The sequence below is a fragment of the Halomonas sp. Y3 genome (assembly GCF_024137965.1).
Taxonomy (GTDB): Bacteria; Pseudomonadota; Gammaproteobacteria; order Pseudomonadales; family Halomonadaceae; genus Halomonas; species Halomonas mongoliensis.
Window position 1 is genome coordinate 2,760,077 of record NZ_CP099975.1, and the last position, 16,233, is coordinate 2,776,309.

Annotated in this window: 16 protein-coding genes; 11 read left to right on the forward strand and 5 right to left on the reverse strand. The window is 68.9% G+C overall.

Annotation, left to right across the window (positions count from 1 at the left end; all coding sequences use genetic code 11):
- The first annotated feature begins 206 nt into the window (after nt 1-206).
- Nucleotides 207-1,499, forward strand: coding sequence for a 4-aminobutyrate--2-oxoglutarate transaminase (gabT, locus tag NHL60_RS13125; RefSeq protein ID WP_253444084.1), 1,293 nt, complete (start codon nt 207-209; stop codon nt 1,497-1,499).
- Nucleotides 1,500-1,630: 131 nt separating this feature from the next.
- A complete protein-coding gene (locus NHL60_RS13130) occupies nt 1,631-2,227 on the forward strand; it encodes a hypothetical protein (protein WP_253444087.1) in 597 nt (198 codons plus the stop codon).
- An 82-nt stretch (nt 2,228-2,309) separates the two neighbouring features.
- On the opposite strand, the gene NHL60_RS13135 is transcribed toward NHL60_RS13130, so the two are convergent.
- On the reverse strand, nt 2,310-2,555 hold the full coding sequence (locus tag NHL60_RS13135) for a GlsB/YeaQ/YmgE family stress response membrane protein (protein ID WP_253444090.1): 246 nt from the start codon (nt 2,553-2,555) through the stop codon (nt 2,310-2,312).
- A 53-nt stretch (nt 2,556-2,608) separates the two neighbouring features.
- Entirely contained in the window at nt 2,609-3,160 is a 552-nt protein-coding gene (locus tag NHL60_RS13140) for a DUF924 family protein (protein WP_253444092.1), read from the reverse strand.
- An 83-nt stretch (nt 3,161-3,243) separates the two neighbouring features.
- Here NHL60_RS13140 and NHL60_RS13145 point away from each other — a divergent pair, with 83 nt between their 5' ends.
- The 9 genes from NHL60_RS13145 to siaD all read left to right on the forward strand — a co-directional run bounded on the left by NHL60_RS13145 (nt 3,244) and on the right by siaD (nt 12,485).
- Nucleotides 3,244-3,432: a hypothetical protein gene (locus tag NHL60_RS13145; protein ID WP_253444095.1), complete on the forward strand. Its 189-nt coding sequence runs from the start codon at nt 3,244-3,246 to the stop codon at nt 3,430-3,432.
- Between the two features lie 19 nt (nt 3,433-3,451).
- The gene (locus tag NHL60_RS13150; RefSeq protein ID WP_253444098.1) at nt 3,452-4,843 is read left to right on the forward strand and encodes a YcjX family protein; all 1,392 of its coding nucleotides are present in this window, start codon (nt 3,452-3,454) and stop codon (nt 4,841-4,843) included.
- A gap of 10 nt (nt 4,844-4,853) precedes the next feature.
- Nucleotides 4,854-5,945 carry a YcjF family protein gene (locus NHL60_RS13155; RefSeq protein ID WP_253444101.1) on the forward strand — a complete coding sequence of 364 codons (1,092 nt, stop codon included), beginning with the start codon at nt 4,854-4,856 and terminating at the stop codon, nt 5,943-5,945.
- Nucleotides 5,946-5,992: 47 nt separating this feature from the next.
- On the forward strand, nt 5,993-6,436 hold the full coding sequence (locus NHL60_RS13160) for a universal stress protein (RefSeq protein ID WP_253444104.1): 444 nt from the start codon (nt 5,993-5,995) through the stop codon (nt 6,434-6,436).
- A 133-nt stretch (nt 6,437-6,569) separates the two neighbouring features.
- Nucleotides 6,570-8,510, forward strand: a complete 1,941-nt coding sequence (locus NHL60_RS13165; protein ID WP_253444107.1) for an exoribonuclease II — start codon at nt 6,570-6,572, stop codon at nt 8,508-8,510.
- A gap of 199 nt (nt 8,511-8,709) precedes the next feature.
- Entirely contained in the window at nt 8,710-10,758 is a 2,049-nt protein-coding gene (gene siaA, locus NHL60_RS13170; RefSeq protein ID WP_253444110.1) for a biofilm regulation protein phosphatase SiaA, read from the forward strand.
- A gap of 13 nt (nt 10,759-10,771) precedes the next feature.
- A complete protein-coding gene (gene siaB, locus NHL60_RS13175; RefSeq protein WP_253444128.1) occupies nt 10,772-11,302 on the forward strand; it encodes a biofilm regulation protein kinase SiaB in 531 nt (176 codons plus the stop codon).
- Nucleotides 11,303-11,310: 8 nt separating this feature from the next.
- Entirely contained in the window at nt 11,311-11,706 is a 396-nt protein-coding gene (siaC, locus tag NHL60_RS13180; protein ID WP_301271064.1) for a biofilm regulation phosphoprotein SiaC, read from the forward strand.
- Nucleotides 11,703-12,485 (forward strand): biofilm regulation diguanylate cyclase SiaD, encoded by a 783-nt coding sequence (siaD, locus tag NHL60_RS13185; protein WP_253444131.1) that lies wholly within the window; start codon nt 11,703-11,705, stop codon nt 12,483-12,485. The genes siaC and siaD overlap by 4 nt, the downstream gene beginning before the upstream one ends.
- Before the next feature lie 79 nt (nt 12,486-12,564).
- Here siaD and sucD read toward each other — a convergent pair whose 3' ends face one another.
- The 3 genes from sucD to lpdA form a co-directional block, all read right to left on the reverse strand.
- On the reverse strand, nt 12,565-13,437 hold the full coding sequence (gene sucD, locus NHL60_RS13190) for a succinate--CoA ligase subunit alpha (protein WP_253444133.1): 873 nt from the start codon (nt 13,435-13,437) through the stop codon (nt 12,565-12,567).
- Nucleotides 13,437-14,603: an ADP-forming succinate--CoA ligase subunit beta gene (gene sucC / locus NHL60_RS13195; protein WP_253444135.1), complete on the reverse strand. Its 1,167-nt coding sequence runs from the start codon at nt 14,601-14,603 to the stop codon at nt 13,437-13,439. Before sucC ends, sucD begins: the two co-directional genes overlap by 1 nt.
- A gap of 139 nt (nt 14,604-14,742) precedes the next feature.
- The gene (lpdA, locus tag NHL60_RS13200) at nt 14,743-16,182 is read right to left on the reverse strand and encodes a dihydrolipoyl dehydrogenase (RefSeq protein WP_253444138.1); all 1,440 of its coding nucleotides are present in this window, start codon (nt 16,180-16,182) and stop codon (nt 14,743-14,745) included.
- Between the last annotated feature and the right edge of the window lie 51 nt (nt 16,183-16,233).

Consider the following 16,233-nt stretch of genomic DNA (forward strand, 5'->3'; position numbering starts at 1 on the left):
AGCCACGGCGCCTGCCGGAAATGTTCGGCGCCACGATTTAGGCGCCACAGTGTAGCCGAAAGCGACGCCTTCGCCGATGGGTCGCCGCTTGCCTTTTGGTATCCGACGCAAAGCGCTTGCTCCCACCGTTTAACCTGGCAGAGTGAACTAGACTGTGGGGGCGCGGGTCGCTCGAGTACCCCCTTTTTTCCTTTTTCGGAGGCAACATGACCAACGCTGAACTGAACGAACTCAAGAAGCGCTATGTGGCCAACGGCGCGGCCAGCCCCGCGACCCAGTTCGCCGACCGCGCCGAGAACGCCCTGATCTGGGATGCCGACGGCAACCGCATCATCGACTTCGCCGGCGGTATCGGCGTGCTCAATATCGGTCATCGCCATCCGAAGGTGGTCGAGGCCGTCAAGGCGCAGCTCGACCGCGTGATGCACACCTGCCAGACCGTCATGCCCTATGAGGGCTACGTGAAGGTGGCCGAGAAGCTGAGCCAGATCACCCCGGTACGGGGCCACGCCAAGGTGATGCTGGCCAACTCCGGCGCCGAGGCGCTGGAGAATGCCGTCAAGATCGCTCGGGCCGCCACCGGCAAGAGCAACGTCATCTGCTTCGACGGCGGCTACCACGGCCGTACCTTCATGACCATGGCCATGAACGGCAAGGTCGCCCCCTACGCCACCGACTTCGGCCCCATGCCGGGCAACGTCTTCCGCGCCCCCTATCCCGTGCCCTACCACGGGGTCAGCGAGGACGAGGCGCTGCGCGGCCTCAGGATGGCACTCAAGACCGACGCCAACCCCCGCGACACCGCCGCCATCGTCCTCGAGCCGGTGCTTGGCGAGGGCGGCTTCTACCCCGCCCCGGCCAGCTTCCTCAAGGCGGTCCGCGAGATCTGCGACGAGCACGGCATGCTGATGATCGTCGATGAGGTGCAGTCCGGTTTCGGCCGCACCGGCAAGATGTTCGCCATCGAGCACAGCGGCGTGGAGCCCGACCTGATCACCATGGCCAAGAGCATGGCGGCCGGCATGCCGATCTCCGCGGTGGTGGGCACCGACACCCATATGGATGCCTCCGGCGGCAACTCCCTGGGCGGCACCTACACCGGCAGCCCGGTCTCCTGTGCCGCCGTGCTGGCGGTGCTCGAGGTCTTCGAGGAGGAGAACATCCTGGCGAAGAGCCAGGCCCTGGGCGAGAAGCTGGGCAAGCGCTTCGAGAAGTGGCAGAAGGCGTTCGACTGCGTCGACAACGGGCGCCACCTGGGGGCCATGGCGGCCATCGACCTGGTCTCCGACAAGGCCAAGCACACGCCGGATGCCGACCTCGCCGCGGCGCTGTGCAAGCGCGCCAGGGAGAAGGGCCTGGTACTGCTCTCCTGCGGCCTGTGGGGCAACACCATCCGCTTCCTGATGCCCGTCACCATCGAGGACGAGGTGCTCGAGGAGGGCCTGGACATCGTCGAGGCCTCCCTCAAGGAGCTGGTGGGCCAGACCGCCACCGCCTGATCGGCCTCATCGTTTCCTCCCATACCGCCCGGCCTTGCGCCGGGCGGCCTGTGTTGGGCGGCTGGCGCTGGGGGCCTTGTCATCGCCGGGCACAGCCGGGAAGATGACGGCGTCCACCGCGAGGCCATACCGTGATACTGCGAACCCTTTCCCTGCTGCGCTCCCTGCAGGGCGCCAGCCACACCGCCCAGGAAGCCCGGGCCACCGTCCAGCAGGCCTGCGACTACCGCTGGCTGTGCCGCCAGCTGCCCGGCGGCGTCATCACCGATGCCGATACCCGGCTCAATGACGGCACCCCTGCGGTGGCCATTACCCTGGCCTACCCCGCCACTCCAGAGCGGCTGGCCGGCGGCCGCTGGCCCGAGGCCCCCGAGGAGCGCGAAGGGTGCTTCGTCGAGGGGGACCACGCCTGCCGTGCCGCTGGCGCGCCCGCCTACCGCACCCTGGAGAGCCTCTCCCGGGGAGTGGCCGAGGGGGCCGCCGCGGTGCTCACCGACGCCGCCCGCCTGGCGTACCTGATCGAGCGCGGTGCCCTGCGGCTCACCTGGCGGCGGCCGGAGGCGCTACCGTACCGGCGGCTGCCTGCCCCCGCCACCGCCGGCCAGGGGCTCTTCCTGCTGACCCTGAAGGTGCCCGCCCGCTCCGACGAGGTCGAGCTAGACGGGGCCTGGCTCGACCGCACCCTGGACCGCTACCGGCGCATCCTGCCGCGCCCGGCGAGTCGCTGAGCCCCGGCTGCCGGGTCGCCGGGCCGCAGAAACGACGACGCCCGGCCGAGGCCGGGCGTCGAGCGTGCCGCGGGGAAGGCGCTCAGGCCTTGTGCACCTTCGAGATCACCCAGAGCAGAATGACGGCCCCGATGATGGCACTCACCAGAGAGCCAAGGAAACCACCGGTACCCACGCCCAAGACCTGATCGAAGATAAACCCGCCGATCACCGCTCCCACCACCCCGACGCCGATATTGCCGAGGATACCGAAGCCGCCCCCGCGCATGATATGGCCGGCGATCCATCCCGCCAGCCCGCCGATGATCAGCCAGGCAATCAGTCCCATATGGCTCTCCTTGCAGTGTGTCGCGTCAATCCAGGCAACAGCCCGAGCGGCGCTCAGAACGACGAGCCCGGCTGTTCGAGAAAGGCCAGTTCCTCCGGCGTGGAGGGGCGGCCGAGAATGGCGTTGCGGTGGGGGTAGCGGCCGAAGCGCAGCAGGATGTCGCGGTGGCGGTGCTCATAGCGCAGCTGCTCCTCCAGGCCCGGCTGGTCGAAGAGCTCGAGGGCCACCTCGTGGATGGCAAGGGACTCGCTGTGCATCCAGGGCATATAGAGAAAGGCCCGCTGCATCACCTCGAGGGCGCGGTCGCCCCCGCTGGCTACCGCCTCCTGGGCCAGCACCAGGGCCAGCGGATCCCGGGCGAAGGCCAGGGGCGAGTCCCGGTGGATATTGCGCGAGAACTGGTCGAGGACGATCACCTCGGCCAGCCGCCCGCGGGGCGTCTCCCGCCAGGCCCACAGCTCGCCGCACCCGGCGGCCTCGAGCAGCGCCCCGAAGCGCTCGCCGATCGCCGCATCCAGCGCCGGGTCCTTGCGAAACCACTGGGCAGGCTCGAGCTCGTCGAACCAGAAGCGGAGCACCGTCTCGGCATCGGGCAGCCTGGCCATCTACGTCCTCCCTGTCGGCGCTTCGGGGAACCCCCGACTCCTGATACCATTCCCCGCAGTACACGGCAACCCGAGGAGCGCAGATGTCGCCCCAGCACTTCATGGAGATGGCCTCCTTTACCCTCAACCTGGTGGGCATGGTGGTCTGCATCGGCGGTTTGACCCTGGCCCACCGCACCCGCCACCGCCTGCCCGGCTACCTGCTGGCCGGCGCAGGCTTCGTGATCGCGGCGAGCCCCCTGCTCTACACCATGTTCGCCGGCCCCCGCTGAGCCACAGGAGCCTCCGCCCATGCGCCAGCCCCTGGCTCGCGAAATCACCGACCTGATCGAGCGCGGCCGCGACCGCCAGCTGCGCCTGGCGGTCACGGGCCTGTCGCGCTCGGGAAAGACCGCCTTCCTCACCTCCCTGGTCAACCAGCTGCGCCATGCCGGGCTCGAGGCCCGGCTCGACCTGCTGCCCGCGGCCCGCCAGGGGCGCCTGCTGGGAGCCCGGCGGGTCAACCAGCAGGACCTGGGCGTGCCCCGCTTCCCCTACGACCAGGCCATGGCGGCGCTGGCCGAGACGCCGCCACGCTGGCCGGCGCCGACCCGGGGCATCAGCGAACTGCGCCTGGAGCTGCGCTATCGCCCGGAAAGGCGCGGCTGGCTGGGCAGCGAGACCCGCCGGCTCACTCTGGACCTCTTCGACTACCCCGGCGAGTGGCTGCTGGACCTGCCCCTGCTGGCCCACGACTACCCCAGCTGGTGCCGGAGCCAACAGGCCCTGGCCGGCGAGCAGCGCCGCGTCCACTTCGCCGCCTGGCACGCCGCCGTCGAGGACCTCGACCCCGCTGCAGAGGCCGACGAGGCGCAGCTGGCCGAGATCGCCGAGCGCTATGCCCAGGGGCTGCGCGGCGCCCGGGAGGCGGGCTTCGCCGACCTGCAGCCGGGGCGCTTCCTGCTGCCGGGCGACCTCTCCGGCGCCCCGGTGCTGCAGTTCTTCCCGCTGCCCGGCATCGCCGAGGCGGAACCGACGGAGCTGGCGGCCCTGCCCCCCGAGAGCAACTACGCCACCCTGGCACGGCGCTTCCAGTACTATCAGCAGCACATCGTGCGCCCCTTCTACCGCGACCATTTCCGCCGCTTCGACCGCCAGATCGTGCTGGTGGATCTGCTCGGCGCCCTCAACGCCGGCCCGGAGCGCTTCGAGGATCTCTCCCGAGCGCTCGCCAACCTGATGCAGAGCTTCGACTACGGCAGGCGCAGCCTGCTCTCGCGGCTCTTCGCACCGCGCATCGACCGCCTGGCCATCGCCGCCACCAAGGCCGACCACGTGACCCCGGAGCAGCACCCGCGCCTGGTGGCGCTGCTCGAGGCGCTGCTCGCCGAGCCCCTCCAGGACCTGCGCTTCGCCAGCGTGCCGGTGCGGGCCATCTCCCTGGCCGCCATCCGCGCCAGCGAGGCTCGGGAGGTAGAGCACCGCGGCCAGCGCACGCCGGCCCTGCGCGGCACCGCCCTGGACGGCGAGCCGCTGCTGCTCTATCCCGGCGAAGTGCCCGGCCGCCTGCCCGATGCCGGTTTCTGGGCTCGCCAGGGCTTCGCCTTTCCCCACTTCCGCCCGCTGCCCCTGGAGGGCGGCGCCCTGCCCCATATCCGCATGGATGCCGCCCTGGACTGGCTGATCGGAGACAAGCTAGCATGAGCGAGCCCATATGAACGAACCCCGCGACCCGCGCCCGGGCCAGCGCTTCACCCCGGAGCCGCCCCCCGACGCAGCACCCGACGCGGCCGAGCCTTCGGGACCCCGAGACCCTCGCCCCGCCGAGCCCTTCGCCACGGAGCAGGCCAGCCGCCCGCTGGCGGAAACGCCTCCCGACGCCGGCGAACGCGCCCTGGAGGCGAGCCTCGCCCGCCCGCGGCGGCGGCGCTGGGGCCTGCTCGCCCTGCTCGGCGGCACCCTGGGCCTCGGCGCCGTGGAGGCCGGCGGGACCCTCTATGCCGCCAGCCTCGGCGGCGACTGGATGGCCGGTGCCTGGAGCCTGCTGCTGCTGCTGGCTCTGGGCCTGAGCGGCTCGGCCCTGGGGCGCGAGCTGTGGCGGCTGCGCCGCCTGCGCCGCCACGAACACCTGCGCCAGCGGCTCACCGCCCTGCCGGAGGCCAGCGCAGGCGAGGCGCGAGACACCGCCGAGGCGCTGCGCCGCGCCCTGGCTCTGGATGACGACCACCCCCACTGGCAGGGATTCGTGGCCGCCCGCCAGGCCCACCACGAGGGGCGCGATATCGCCCTGCTGCTCGACCACCACCTGCTCGCGCCTCGGGATCGCGAGGCCCGACGGCTGATCTCTCGGATGTCCGGCGAGACGGCCGTCATGGTCGCGGTGTCACCCCTGACCCTGGTGGACATGGCCCTGGTGGCCTGGCGCAGCCTGGCGATGATCGACCGCCTCTGTCGGCTCTACGGCCTGGAGCTCGGCTACGCGGGACGCCTGCGCCTGCTGCGGGCGGTGCTCCATCAGATGGCCTTCGCCGGGGCCACCGAGATGGCCAGCGATGCCGGCATGGAGATGCTCTCCATGAACCTGGCCGGGCGGCTCTCCACCCGGGCCGCCCAGGGGCTGGGCGTCGGCCTCCTCAGCGCCCGGCTCGGCCTGCGCACCCAGCGCCTGACCCGCCCCCTGCCCTTCCCCGACCAGCAGGCGCCGCGCCTGGCCGATCTGCGCCGGGAGCTGTGGCAGCAGCTGCGCCGTCTGGAGCAGCCTGACGCCGCCGCATCCCCTCATGACAGCGCGGCCACAAGGCGCTAGGATCAAGCCATCCACTCTGACCCTCACAAGATCAAGGAAGCACCGCCATGTTCAAGTCCATCCTGGTTCCCATCGACGGCTCCGAGCACGCCCAGAAGGCGCTGGCCGTCGCCTGTCAGCTGGCCCGTCAGGAAGATGGCTGCACCCTGCACCTGGTGCATATCCCCGAAGAGCTCTCCCACGAGACCACCCTGGTGTGGGGCATCGGCGCCATCGCCATCGAGGCGAGCCGCGAGGAGCGCGAGGAGGCCGGCAAGCAGGTGATGAACCGCGCCGCCGAGGCCGCCCGGGAGCAGGGTGCCAGCAATATCGAGACCGTGATCGGCCAGGGCGACCCGGCGCGCACCATCCTCAGCGAGGCGCGCAGGCGCGGCGTCGACGCCATCGTCATGGGCAGCCGCGGCCTGAGCGACCTGCAGGGCTTCGTGGTGGGCAGCGTCTCCCACAAGGTGGCCCATGCCGCCGAGTGCAGCGTGATCACGGTACGCTGACCTCCCCCCGACGGCGCCGGCCGGCGCCGTCGCACCCAACCCCCTGATTCCTCTGAGCCAGCCTCCCGCGGGTTTGGCGCGGGCCCTGCTAACCCGTATAGTGGCCCACCTACCCCGCCACACGTTCGTGATCATGCTGCAGAACAACGCCCTGCTTGCTCAGCTCAAGCAACAGATTCGCTCAAGCACTCCCCGCGTCGAGGGGGTGATCAAGGCCACCCAGAAGGGCTTCGGCTTCCTCGAGACCGACGAGGGCGAGTCCTACTTCGTGCCGCCCCCCGCCATGAAGCAGGTACTGCACGGCGATCGCGTCGGGGCCATCCTCCACGAGGAGGGCGACAAGAAGCGCGTCGAGCCCGACACCCTGATCGAACAGGGACTGGACCGCTTCATTGCCCGGGTACAGCTGCGCGAAGGCCGCCTGGCCGTGGTCCCGGACCACCCCTCCATCGGCAACGTCCTCAAGGCGCGCATCAAGCGCAGCCTCGACGAGGCCACCATCGGCGACGCCGACTGGGTCGTCGCTCGCCTGGTGCGCCATCCGCTCAAGGCCGACGATCGCGGCTTCTTCACCCAGATCGACGAGCTGGTCGCCAAGGCCGACGACCCCGCGGTGCCCTGGCGCGTCACCCTGGCCCGCCACGCCCTGGAGCAGGAGTGCCCCGACGCCGGTGACGACTGGCCGCTGCGCGACGAGGGCCTCGAGCGCGAGGACCTCACCGCCGCACCCTTCTTCACCATCGACGGCGAGAAGACCCGCGACATGGACGACGCCCTGCGCGTGGTGCCCCGGGAGGGCGGCGGCTGGGAGATGACCGTGGCCATCGCCGACCCCACCGCCTACGTGGAGGAAGGCCACGCGGCGGACCTGGAGGCGCGCACCCGTGCCTTCACCGTCTACCTGCCGGGCCAGAACGTCACCATGCTGCCCGAGCAGCTGGCCGACGACCTCTGCTCCCTGGTCGAGGGCCAGGCGCGCCCGGTGCTGGCCTGCACCCTGGTGGTGGAGGCCGACGGCAGCCTGGGCGACTATCGCTTCTTCGCCGCTACCGCCACCTCCCACGCCCGGCTCGTCTACGACAACGTCTCCGACTGGCTGGAGGGCCAGGGCGACTGGGCCCCGGCCGACGAGATCGCCGAGCAGCTCAGGGCCCTGCGCGACCTTACCGAGGCGCGCAGCGCCTGGCGCGCCGCCCATGCCCTGGTATTCAAGGACCGCCCCGACTACGTCTTCGACCTGGACGAGGCCGGCAACGTCCTGGACGTGCGCACCGAGGAGCGCCGCATCGCCAACCGCATGATCGAGGAGTCGATGATCGCGGCCAACGCCTGCTGCGCCCATCTGCTGTCGGAACATGTGGGCCACGGCATCTTCAACGTGCACCGCGCCTTCGAGGACGATAAGGCCGAGGCCGCCCGAGACTTCCTGGCCAGCCAGGAGATCGAGGTGGCCGTGGAGGCGCTCACCGAGCTGCCTCGCTACCGCGAGCTCAAGCGCGAGCTCGAGGGGCGCGACGACGCCTGGCTGGATGCCCGCCTGCGGCGCTTCCAGGGCTTCACCAGCATGTCGGCCAAGCCCGGTCCGCACTTCGGCCTGGGACTCGCCGCCTACGCCACCTGGACCTCGCCGATCCGCAAGTATGGCGACATGGTCAACCACCGCCTGATCAAGCGGGTGCTCAAGGGCGAGCAGGCGCCGGCCGAGGCGAGCCTGGCGCTCACCGAGCAGCTCACCGAGCGCCGCCGCCTCAACCGCATGGCCGAGCGGGACGTCAAGGACTGGCTCTATGTGCGCTACCTGAGCCCCGCCGCCGAGGCCCAGGAGAGCTTTGACGCCGAGATCATTGCCATCAACCGCGGCGGCATGCGCGTGCGCCTCACCGCCAACGGCGCCACCGCCTTCGTGCCGGCGCCGATGATGCACAGCGACCGCGACAAGGTGGCCATCGACGACAAGGAGGGTCGCATACAGGTGGAGAGCGAGGAGCGCTTCAAGCTGGGCGACCATATCCGCGTGGCGCTGGTCGAGGCCCGGGAGGAGACCCGCTCGCTGGTGGCGCGCCCCAGCGAGTAGCCCCCAAGGCCAGAAGCCTGTCGGGCTCGACGCCAATCGACTGCGAAATGAGGCCCTGGCGGAAGACGCCAGGGCCTTCTTTGTGAAATCCCGTTAATGCCGGTGACTCGCTCGTACCGTTGCTTTATGGCAGAGTAAGCTCCATAACGATGACAACCGGGCCGGCGAACCGCCCGACCCGAGCACAGGGAACCTCTTCATGGCAGCACTCCTCGGCCTGCGCGGCAAGTCCGTGGTGACTCTGCTGCTGGCCTGCCTGCTGGCGCTGATTCCCGCCGGGCTGATCGGCTGGAAGGCCGTGGACGATATTCACCGCCACTTCGCCCAGGCCTACGCCGAGAACTACACCCTGCTGCAGATGCAGCGCATCGTCTCCCCCGTCTCCCGGGAGCTGGCCCTGTCGCGGCGCTTCGCCGACTCGCTGATTACCCGGGAGTGGCTAACCCACCTCGAGGATGAAACCTACCGGACCCGCTTTCACGAGGAGTCCGAGAGCTTCCGCCGCCAGCTCGAAAGCCAGGCCTACTTTATTATCGACCACGCCAGCAGCGCCTACTTTTTCAACGACGGGGGAAAAGCGCAGGACGCCGGCCCGACCTACCACCTCGACCCCGACGAGCCCGGCGACGCCTGGTACTTCGACCTGATGGCCAGCAGCGCCAGCTACAACATCAACGTCAACATCGACCGAACGCTGCAGCAGGCGATGATCTGGATCAACGTCAAGGTGATGGAAAACGGCGAAGCCCTAGGGCTTGCCGGCGGCAGTATCGATCTCAGCGACTTCCTCGACCGCTTCATGCGCCAGGCACCGGCAGGCCTGCTGCCCATGGTGGTGGACCGCCAGGGCGCCATCCAGGTCCACCCGGACACCGCTCAGATCGCCTGGAGTTCCTTCAACACCCCGCTCGAGGCCGAGGAGAGCCAGCGCCTTCAGCACCTGGTGGGCGACGCCGACCGCACCGAGGTAACCCGCGCCCTCCAGGAGGCCGTGCGCCGCCCCGGCACCATTCATCACCTGGAGGTAGACTTCGAGGGGCGCCCCAAGCTGCTGACCCTGGGCTATATTCCCGAGCTGCAGTGGCTGCTGGTCAGCGCCCTGGATACCGGCACGGCACAGCTGCTGGAGAGCCGCTGGCTCTGGACCCTGGCCGTCGCCCTGACGCTGATCCTTGGCACCCTGCTGCTCGCCTTCGCCTACGCCACGGACCGCCTGATCCTGGCGCCTCTCAACCGCCTCAAGGCCTCGGCCCAGGCCATTGCCGGGGGCGACTACCGCTCCCGGCTGCCCACCGAGCGCGGCGACGAGATCGGCGCTCTCTCCCAGGCCTTCTCGCGGATGGCCAGCCAGGTGGAGCGCTACACCCGCGACCTCGAAGGCCAGGTCCGCGAACGTACCCAGGCCCTGGAGGCGGCCCATGCGAAGGTGGCCGCCGCCCACCAGCAGCTGGGCGACTCCATCCAGTACGCCAGCATCATTCAACGTGCCATCCTGCCGGACCGTCCGCTCGAGCGGCACCTCAGCCACCGCTACGGTGTACTCTGGAAGCCCCGGGATACCGTGGGCGGTGATTTCTACGTGTTTCACGCCAGCGGGCGAGGCTATCTGCTGGGGGTGGTGGACTGCGCGGGCCACGGGGTTCCCGGCGCCATGATGACCATGCTGGCCCGGGCCCTGATCGACCAGGCCATTGCCCGGCACGGTGCCGAGGACCCGGCGGCCCTGCTCACCGACATCGACCGGCACGGCCGCGAGCTGCTGCCCGCCGACCACCTGCCCTCCTCCATCGCCACCAACATGGACCTGGGCCTGGTCTGGATCGAGCCGGACCGGAAACGACTCACCTTCGCCGGGGCCAAGATCGATCTCTACGCCAGCGATGGCGACACGCTGACGCGCCTCAAGGCCAACAAGCGCGCCATCGGGCATCGGCGCCCGGGGGAGTACGTCAACCAGACGCTCGCCATGACCCCGGGAGCCAGCTACTACCTGTGCAGCGACGGCTTCCTCGACCAGGCCGGCGGCAGCCACGGCTTCGGCTTCGGCAACCCGCGCTTCGAGGCGCTGATCAAGGCTCAGGCGAGCCATCCCCTGGCCAAGCAGATGCGCGCCTTCGAGGCGGCACTGCAGGCCTATCGGGGAGCACTGCCCCAGCGCGACGACATCACGCTGCTGGCCTTTCGCGCCGAGCCCGACGAAGGCCTGTCACCCCAATCGCCGACCGGCCCCCCGGCGGGGCCTCGCTAGTCAAGGAGCCATCATGGACCTATTGAAGATGCGGGAGAGCTATCAGCGCGAGCGGGTCATGCTGTGCTTCAATGGCCCCATCTCGCGCAGCCTGATCGAGGAGATCGGCAAGGCCCTGCGCAACTATCTGGATACCCAGCAGGCTGCCCCCGCTGCGGCCATGGATGTCTTCGCCGCCTACATCGAGATGACCCAGAATATCCGCCACTATGCGCGTCGTCAGGGCTACGACGACGAACAGGCCTCGGCCACCGTGGTGGTCTCCCAGGACGATCAGGGGCACTACCGGGTCTCGGCGGGCAACCTGGTGCAGACCCCGGACGGCGAGCGCCTGGCAGCCACCATCGACGACCTGGCCCGGCTTGACCGCGCCGAGCTCAAGGCGGCCTACAAGCGCCAGCTCCGCCAGCCCCGGGTCGACGCCTCCAGCGGCGCCGGCCTGGGGCTGCTGGATATCGCCCGCAAGTCGAGCCGGCCGATGCGCGCCTCCCTGCAGCCGCTGTCAGACCAGCAAAGCTTCTTCAGCCTGACCGCCACCCTATGACGAACGCCATGACCATGATTCCCGACCTCGACATCCCCGGCAGCCAGTCCACGCCGGCGATACGCAGCGACTGGGCCGCCGGACGCCTGACCCTGCAGGGCGACTCCTACCCGGAAAACTCCTATGAGCTCTTCGACCAGGTCATCGCCTGGGTCGAGCGCTTCCTGAGCGACGAGAGCCGTCCCCTGGCCCTGGAGCTGACGCTGGTCTACCTCAACACCTCGTCGGTGAAGGCGATGATGGATATCTTCGACCTCCTGGAAGAGGCCCACGAGGGGGGACGCCCGGTCAGCGTGACCTGGCACTACGACCCGCGCAACGAGCGCATCGCCGAGCTGGCAGAGGAGTTCAAGGAGGACTGCAGCTACCCCTTCGCCATCACCCCGACGCCGGTGACCCCGTGAAGAGCCGGGGCGAGGAGGGGCTGCTGCAGCGGGTCGCCGCGCTGCTCGCCGAGCCCCGTCACGCCGACAACCCCCTGCGCGAGGCCCTGGAGGCCCTCTACCTGCAGCACCGCGACCAGCGGGAGCAGCTGGAGCGGCTGATGAACATCTCGGACCGCTACCAGGCCCTGGCCCGGGAGGCCCAGCAGGTGACCCAGAAGCGCTACGAGCGGTCCCTTAGGCGCCAGCAGAAGCTGTCGCGCATCTCCGACGGCTATCAGGCGCTGATCTGCGAGCGCAACCAGACGCTGCACGAGGAGGCCCACCATGACGCCCTCACCGCCCTACCCAACCGGCGGCTGATCGACGAGCATCTCGCCCGCCTGGATCGGGACGAACGCAGCTATACGCTGGCCCTGCTGGATATCGACCACTTCAAGCAGATCAACGATGCCCACGGCCACGACGTGGGCGATGCGCTGCTGGTGGCGATCACCCGAACCATGCGCGAGAGCCTGCGCGACTATGACCTCTGCGGCCGCTGGGGGGGCGAAGAGTTCCTGCTGCTGCTAGGGGAGACGAGCCTTGAGGAGGCATCGCGCATCGTCGAGCGGATGCGTGCACGCCTGGCGCGCGTTCAGGTCTTCATTGCTGGCCAGCCGCTCTCGGTGACCCTGAGCGCCGGACTCAGCGAGCACCGCGCGGGCGAGCCCTATGCCGATACCCTGCATCGAGCCGATCAGGCCCTGCTGCGCGCCAAGCGCGACGGCCGCGACCGCAGCCAGCTCGCCGCCGGCTGATCCGTTTCCGAAAAATGGCACGCACGAGAAAGGGCGCCCGAAGGCGCCCTTTTGGCATTCCCGAGAGGGGGTCGCCGGCTTACCAGCCGGTCACTTCCTTCAGGGCGTCGCCGATCTGCGCCAGGGAGCGCACGGTCTTGACGCCGGCGTCCTCGAGGGCGGCGAACTTCTCGTCCGCGGTGCCCTTGCCGCCGGAGATGATCGCACCGGCGTGGCCCATGCGCTTGCCCGGAGGGGCAGTCACACCGGCGATGTAGGAGACCACCGGCTTGGTGACGTTGGCCTTGATGTAGGCCGCCGCCTCTTCCTCGGCGGTGCCGCCGATCTCGCCGATCATCACGATCGCCTCAGTGGCCGGATCCTTCTCGAACATCTCGAGGATGTCGATGAAGTTGGAGCCCGGAATCGGGTCGCCGCCGATGCCCACGCAGGTGGACTGGCCGAAGCCGTAGTCGGTGGTCTGCTTGACGGCTTCATAGGTCAGGGTGCCGGAGCGCGACACGATACCGACCTTGCCCGGCTTGTGGATGTGACCCGGCATGATGCCGATCTTGGACTCGCCGGGGGTGATCACGCCCGGGCAGTTCGGGCCGATCAGGCGCACGCCCAGCTCGTCGCACTTCACCTTGACGTCGAGCATGTCGAGGGTGGGGATGCCCTCGGTGATGCAGACGATCAGCTTGATGCCGGCGTTGGCCGCCTCGAGGATGGAGTCCTTGCAGAAGGGGGCCGGCACGTAGATCACGCTGGCCTCGGCGCCGGTCTGCTCAACGGCTTCCTTGACGGTGTTGAACACCGGCAGGCCCAGGTGCTCCTGGCCGCCCTTGCCCGGGGTCACGCCGCCGACCATCTGGGTACCGTAGGCGATCGCCTGCTCGGAGTGGAAGGTCCCCTGGCCGCCGGTGAAGCCCTGGCAGATGACCTTGGTGTTCTTGTCGATCAGGATACTCATTACTTGCCCTCCGCTGCCTTAACGACCTGCTCTGCCGCATCGGTCAGGCTGGTAGCAGCGATGATGTTCAGACCACTGGAAGCCAGCTTCTCGGCACCCAGCTCGGCGTTGGTGCCTTCCAGGCGCACCACGACCGGCACGTTGACGCCGACCTGCTCGACGGCACCGATGATGCCCTCGGCGATCATGTCGCAGCGCACGATACCGCCGAAGATGTTGACCAGCACGGCCTTCACATTATCGTCGGAGAGGATCAGCTTGAACGCCTCGGCCACGCGCTCCTTGGTGGCGCCGCCGCCCACGTCCAGGAAGTTGGCCGGAGAGCCGCCGTGCAGGTTGACGATGTCCATGGTGCCCATGGCCAGGCCGGCGCCGTTGACCATGCAGCCGATGTTGCCATCGAGGGCCACATAGTTCAGTTCCCACGCCGCCGCCTCGGCCTCGCGCTCATCCTCCTGGGAGGGGTCGCGCATCGCCTGCAGGTCCGGGTGACGGTAGAGGGCGTTGCTGTCCAGGTTGATCTTGGCGTCGAGGCAGTGGAGGTTGCCTTCGTCGGTGATCACCAGGGGGTTGATCTCCAGCAGGGCCAGATCCTTGTCGTGGAACAGCTTGGAGAGACCCAGGAAGATCTTGGTGAACTGCTTGACCTGGTCGCCCTTCAGGCCCAGGGCGAAGGCGAGCTCGCGCGCCTGGTAGGGCTGAGCGCCTACCAGCGGATCGATCTCGGCCTTGAGGATCTTCTCGGGAGTCTCCTCGGCGACCTTCTCGATCTCGACGCCGCCCTCGGTGGAGGCCATGAAGACCACGCGACGGGTGGCACGGTCAACCACGGCGCCCAGGTAGAGCTCCTCGGCGATGTCGGTGCAGTTCTCGACCAGGATCTTGGCGACCGGCTGACCGTTGGCGTCGGTCTGGTAGGTCACCAGGTTCTTGCCCAGCCACTGCTCGGCGAAGGCCTGGGCCTCCTCCGGGCTCTTGATCAGCTTGACGCCGCCGGCCTTGCCGCGGCCACCGGCGTGGACCTGGGCCTTGACGACCCACATGTCACCGCCGATCTTCTTGCAGGCTTCGGCAGCTTCCTCGGGGGTGTCGACGGCAAAGCCCTTGGACACCGGCAGACCGTAGTCGGCAAACAGCTGTTTGCCCTGATACTCGTGAAGGTTCATCGATTCATGCCATTGGTTGCATGTGACTCGAACGGTGGTCCTGTCTCGCCGACTGGCGGACGCCTCGAACCACCACCGTCCCTTCCGATACATGGCCGGAAGGGGCGCGCCGCCCGAGGGGCGGCGCTTGTTGTGCGACTTACTTGCGCTTCTTGCGGTTGGCCATATGGATGGCGTGGCCATCCACGGCAAGCGCCGCCTCGTGCACCGCTTCCGACATGGTCGGGTGCGCGTAGCAGGTCAGCGCCAGATCCTCGGCGCTGGAGCCGAACTCAAGGGCGATGACGCCCTGGGCGATCATCTCGCCGGCGTGCTGACCGACGATATGCATGCCCAGCACGCGGTCGGTCTCGGCATCGGCGACAATCTTCGCCTGGCCCTCGGTGGCGTTGTTGGCCATGGCGCGGCCGCTGGCGGCGAAGGGGAAGGAGCCGGTCTTGACCTCGATGCCCTTGGCCTTGGCGTCCTGCTCGGTCAGGCCGACCCAGGCCACCTCCGGGAAGGTGTAGATGACGTTGGGGATGGCGTCGTAGTTCATCTCGGCCTTATGGCCGGCGATGATGTCGGCGACCATCACGCCCTCTTCGGAGGCCTTGTGGGCCAGCATCGGGCCGCGCACGCAGTCGCCGATGGCGTAGACGCCCGGCACGCTGGTGCGGCACTGGTCGTCGACGTGGATGAAGCCGCGCTCGTCCAGGTCGATGCCCAGGCCGTCGGCCACCACGCCCTGGGTGTAGGGCTTGCGGCCGACGCAGACGATCAGCTTGTCGAAGGTCATCTCCTGGTCGCCGTCACCGTCGGTGTACTTGACGACCACTTCCTTGCCCTTGACCTCGGAGCCGGTGACCCGCGCGCCCAGCTTGATGTCCAGGCCCTGCTTCTTGAGCAGCTTCTGGGTCTCCTTGGCGATGGCGGTGTCCACCATCGGCAGGAAGCTCTCCATGGCCTCGAGCACGGTGACCTCGGAGCCCAAGCGGTTCCAGACGCTGCCCAGCTCCAGGCCGATGACGCCGGCGCCGATCACGCCGAGGCGCTTGGGGGCCTCGGTGAACTCGAGCGCGCCGGTGGAGTCGACGATCAGGCCCTCGGTCAGCGGGGTCGGCGGAATCTCCACCGGCACGGAGCCGGCGGCGATGATGATGCTGTCGGCGTCATAGGTGGTCGCCTTGCCATCGAGGTCGGTGACCTCGACCTGCTTGGCGCCGACTACCTTGCCGGTGCCCTCGATACCGGTCACGCCGTTGGCCTTGAACAGGCCGGCGATGCCACCGGTGAGGTTCTTCACGATGGTGTCCTTGCGGGCGATCATCTTCTTGACGTCCATCTGGACGTCGCCGGCCTGGATCCCCATGTCGGCGAAGTCGTGCTTGGCCTCGACGAACTTGTGGGAGGCCTCAAGCAGCGCCTTGGAGGGGATGCAGCCCACGTTGAGGCAGGTACCGCCGAACACCACCTTGCCTTCCTTGCCGATCCACTTCTCGACGCAGGCGGTCTTCAGGCCCATCTGGGCGGCGCGGATGGCGGCGACGTAGCCGCCGGGGCCCGCACCGATCACGATCACATCAAACTTGTCAGCCATGTTGGCTCCCCTTGCGTGTCTTGGGATGGAGTACCGCCGGGGATCGCCCGG

Bases quoted from the DNA above. Each gene is read 5' to 3' on its own strand.
- sucC (WP_253444135.1), bottom strand. From the start codon at position 14,603: ATGAACCTTCACGAGTATCAGGGCAAACAGCTGTTTGCCGACTACGGT.
- NHL60_RS13155 (WP_253444101.1), top strand. From the start codon at position 4,854: ATGAACGAACCCCGCGACCCGCGCCCGGGCCAGCGCTTCACCCCGGAG.
- NHL60_RS13145 (WP_253444095.1), top strand. From the start codon at position 3,244: ATGTCGCCCCAGCACTTCATGGAGATGGCCTCCTTTACCCTCAACCTG.
- lpdA (WP_253444138.1), bottom strand. From the start codon at position 16,182: ATGGCTGACAAGTTTGATGTGATCGTGATCGGTGCGGGCCCCGGCGGC.
- siaB (WP_253444128.1), top strand. From the start codon at position 10,772: ATGGACCTATTGAAGATGCGGGAGAGCTATCAGCGCGAGCGGGTCATG.
- gabT (WP_253444084.1), top strand. From the start codon at position 207: ATGACCAACGCTGAACTGAACGAACTCAAGAAGCGCTATGTGGCCAAC.
- NHL60_RS13160 (WP_253444104.1), top strand. From the start codon at position 5,993: ATGTTCAAGTCCATCCTGGTTCCCATCGACGGCTCCGAGCACGCCCAG.
- siaC (WP_301271064.1), top strand. From the start codon at position 11,311: ATGACCATGATTCCCGACCTCGACATCCCCGGCAGCCAGTCCACGCCG.
- NHL60_RS13150 (WP_253444098.1), top strand. From the start codon at position 3,452: ATGCGCCAGCCCCTGGCTCGCGAAATCACCGACCTGATCGAGCGCGGC.
- NHL60_RS13135 (WP_253444090.1), bottom strand. From the start codon at position 2,555: ATGGGACTGATTGCCTGGCTGATCATCGGCGGGCTGGCGGGATGGATC.
- sucD (WP_253444133.1), bottom strand. From the start codon at position 13,437: ATGAGTATCCTGATCGACAAGAACACCAAGGTCATCTGCCAGGGCTTC.
- siaA (WP_253444110.1), top strand. From the start codon at position 8,710: ATGGCAGCACTCCTCGGCCTGCGCGGCAAGTCCGTGGTGACTCTGCTG.
- NHL60_RS13165 (WP_253444107.1), top strand. From the start codon at position 6,570: ATGCTGCAGAACAACGCCCTGCTTGCTCAGCTCAAGCAACAGATTCGC.
- NHL60_RS13140 (WP_253444092.1), bottom strand. From the start codon at position 3,160: ATGGCCAGGCTGCCCGATGCCGAGACGGTGCTCCGCTTCTGGTTCGAC.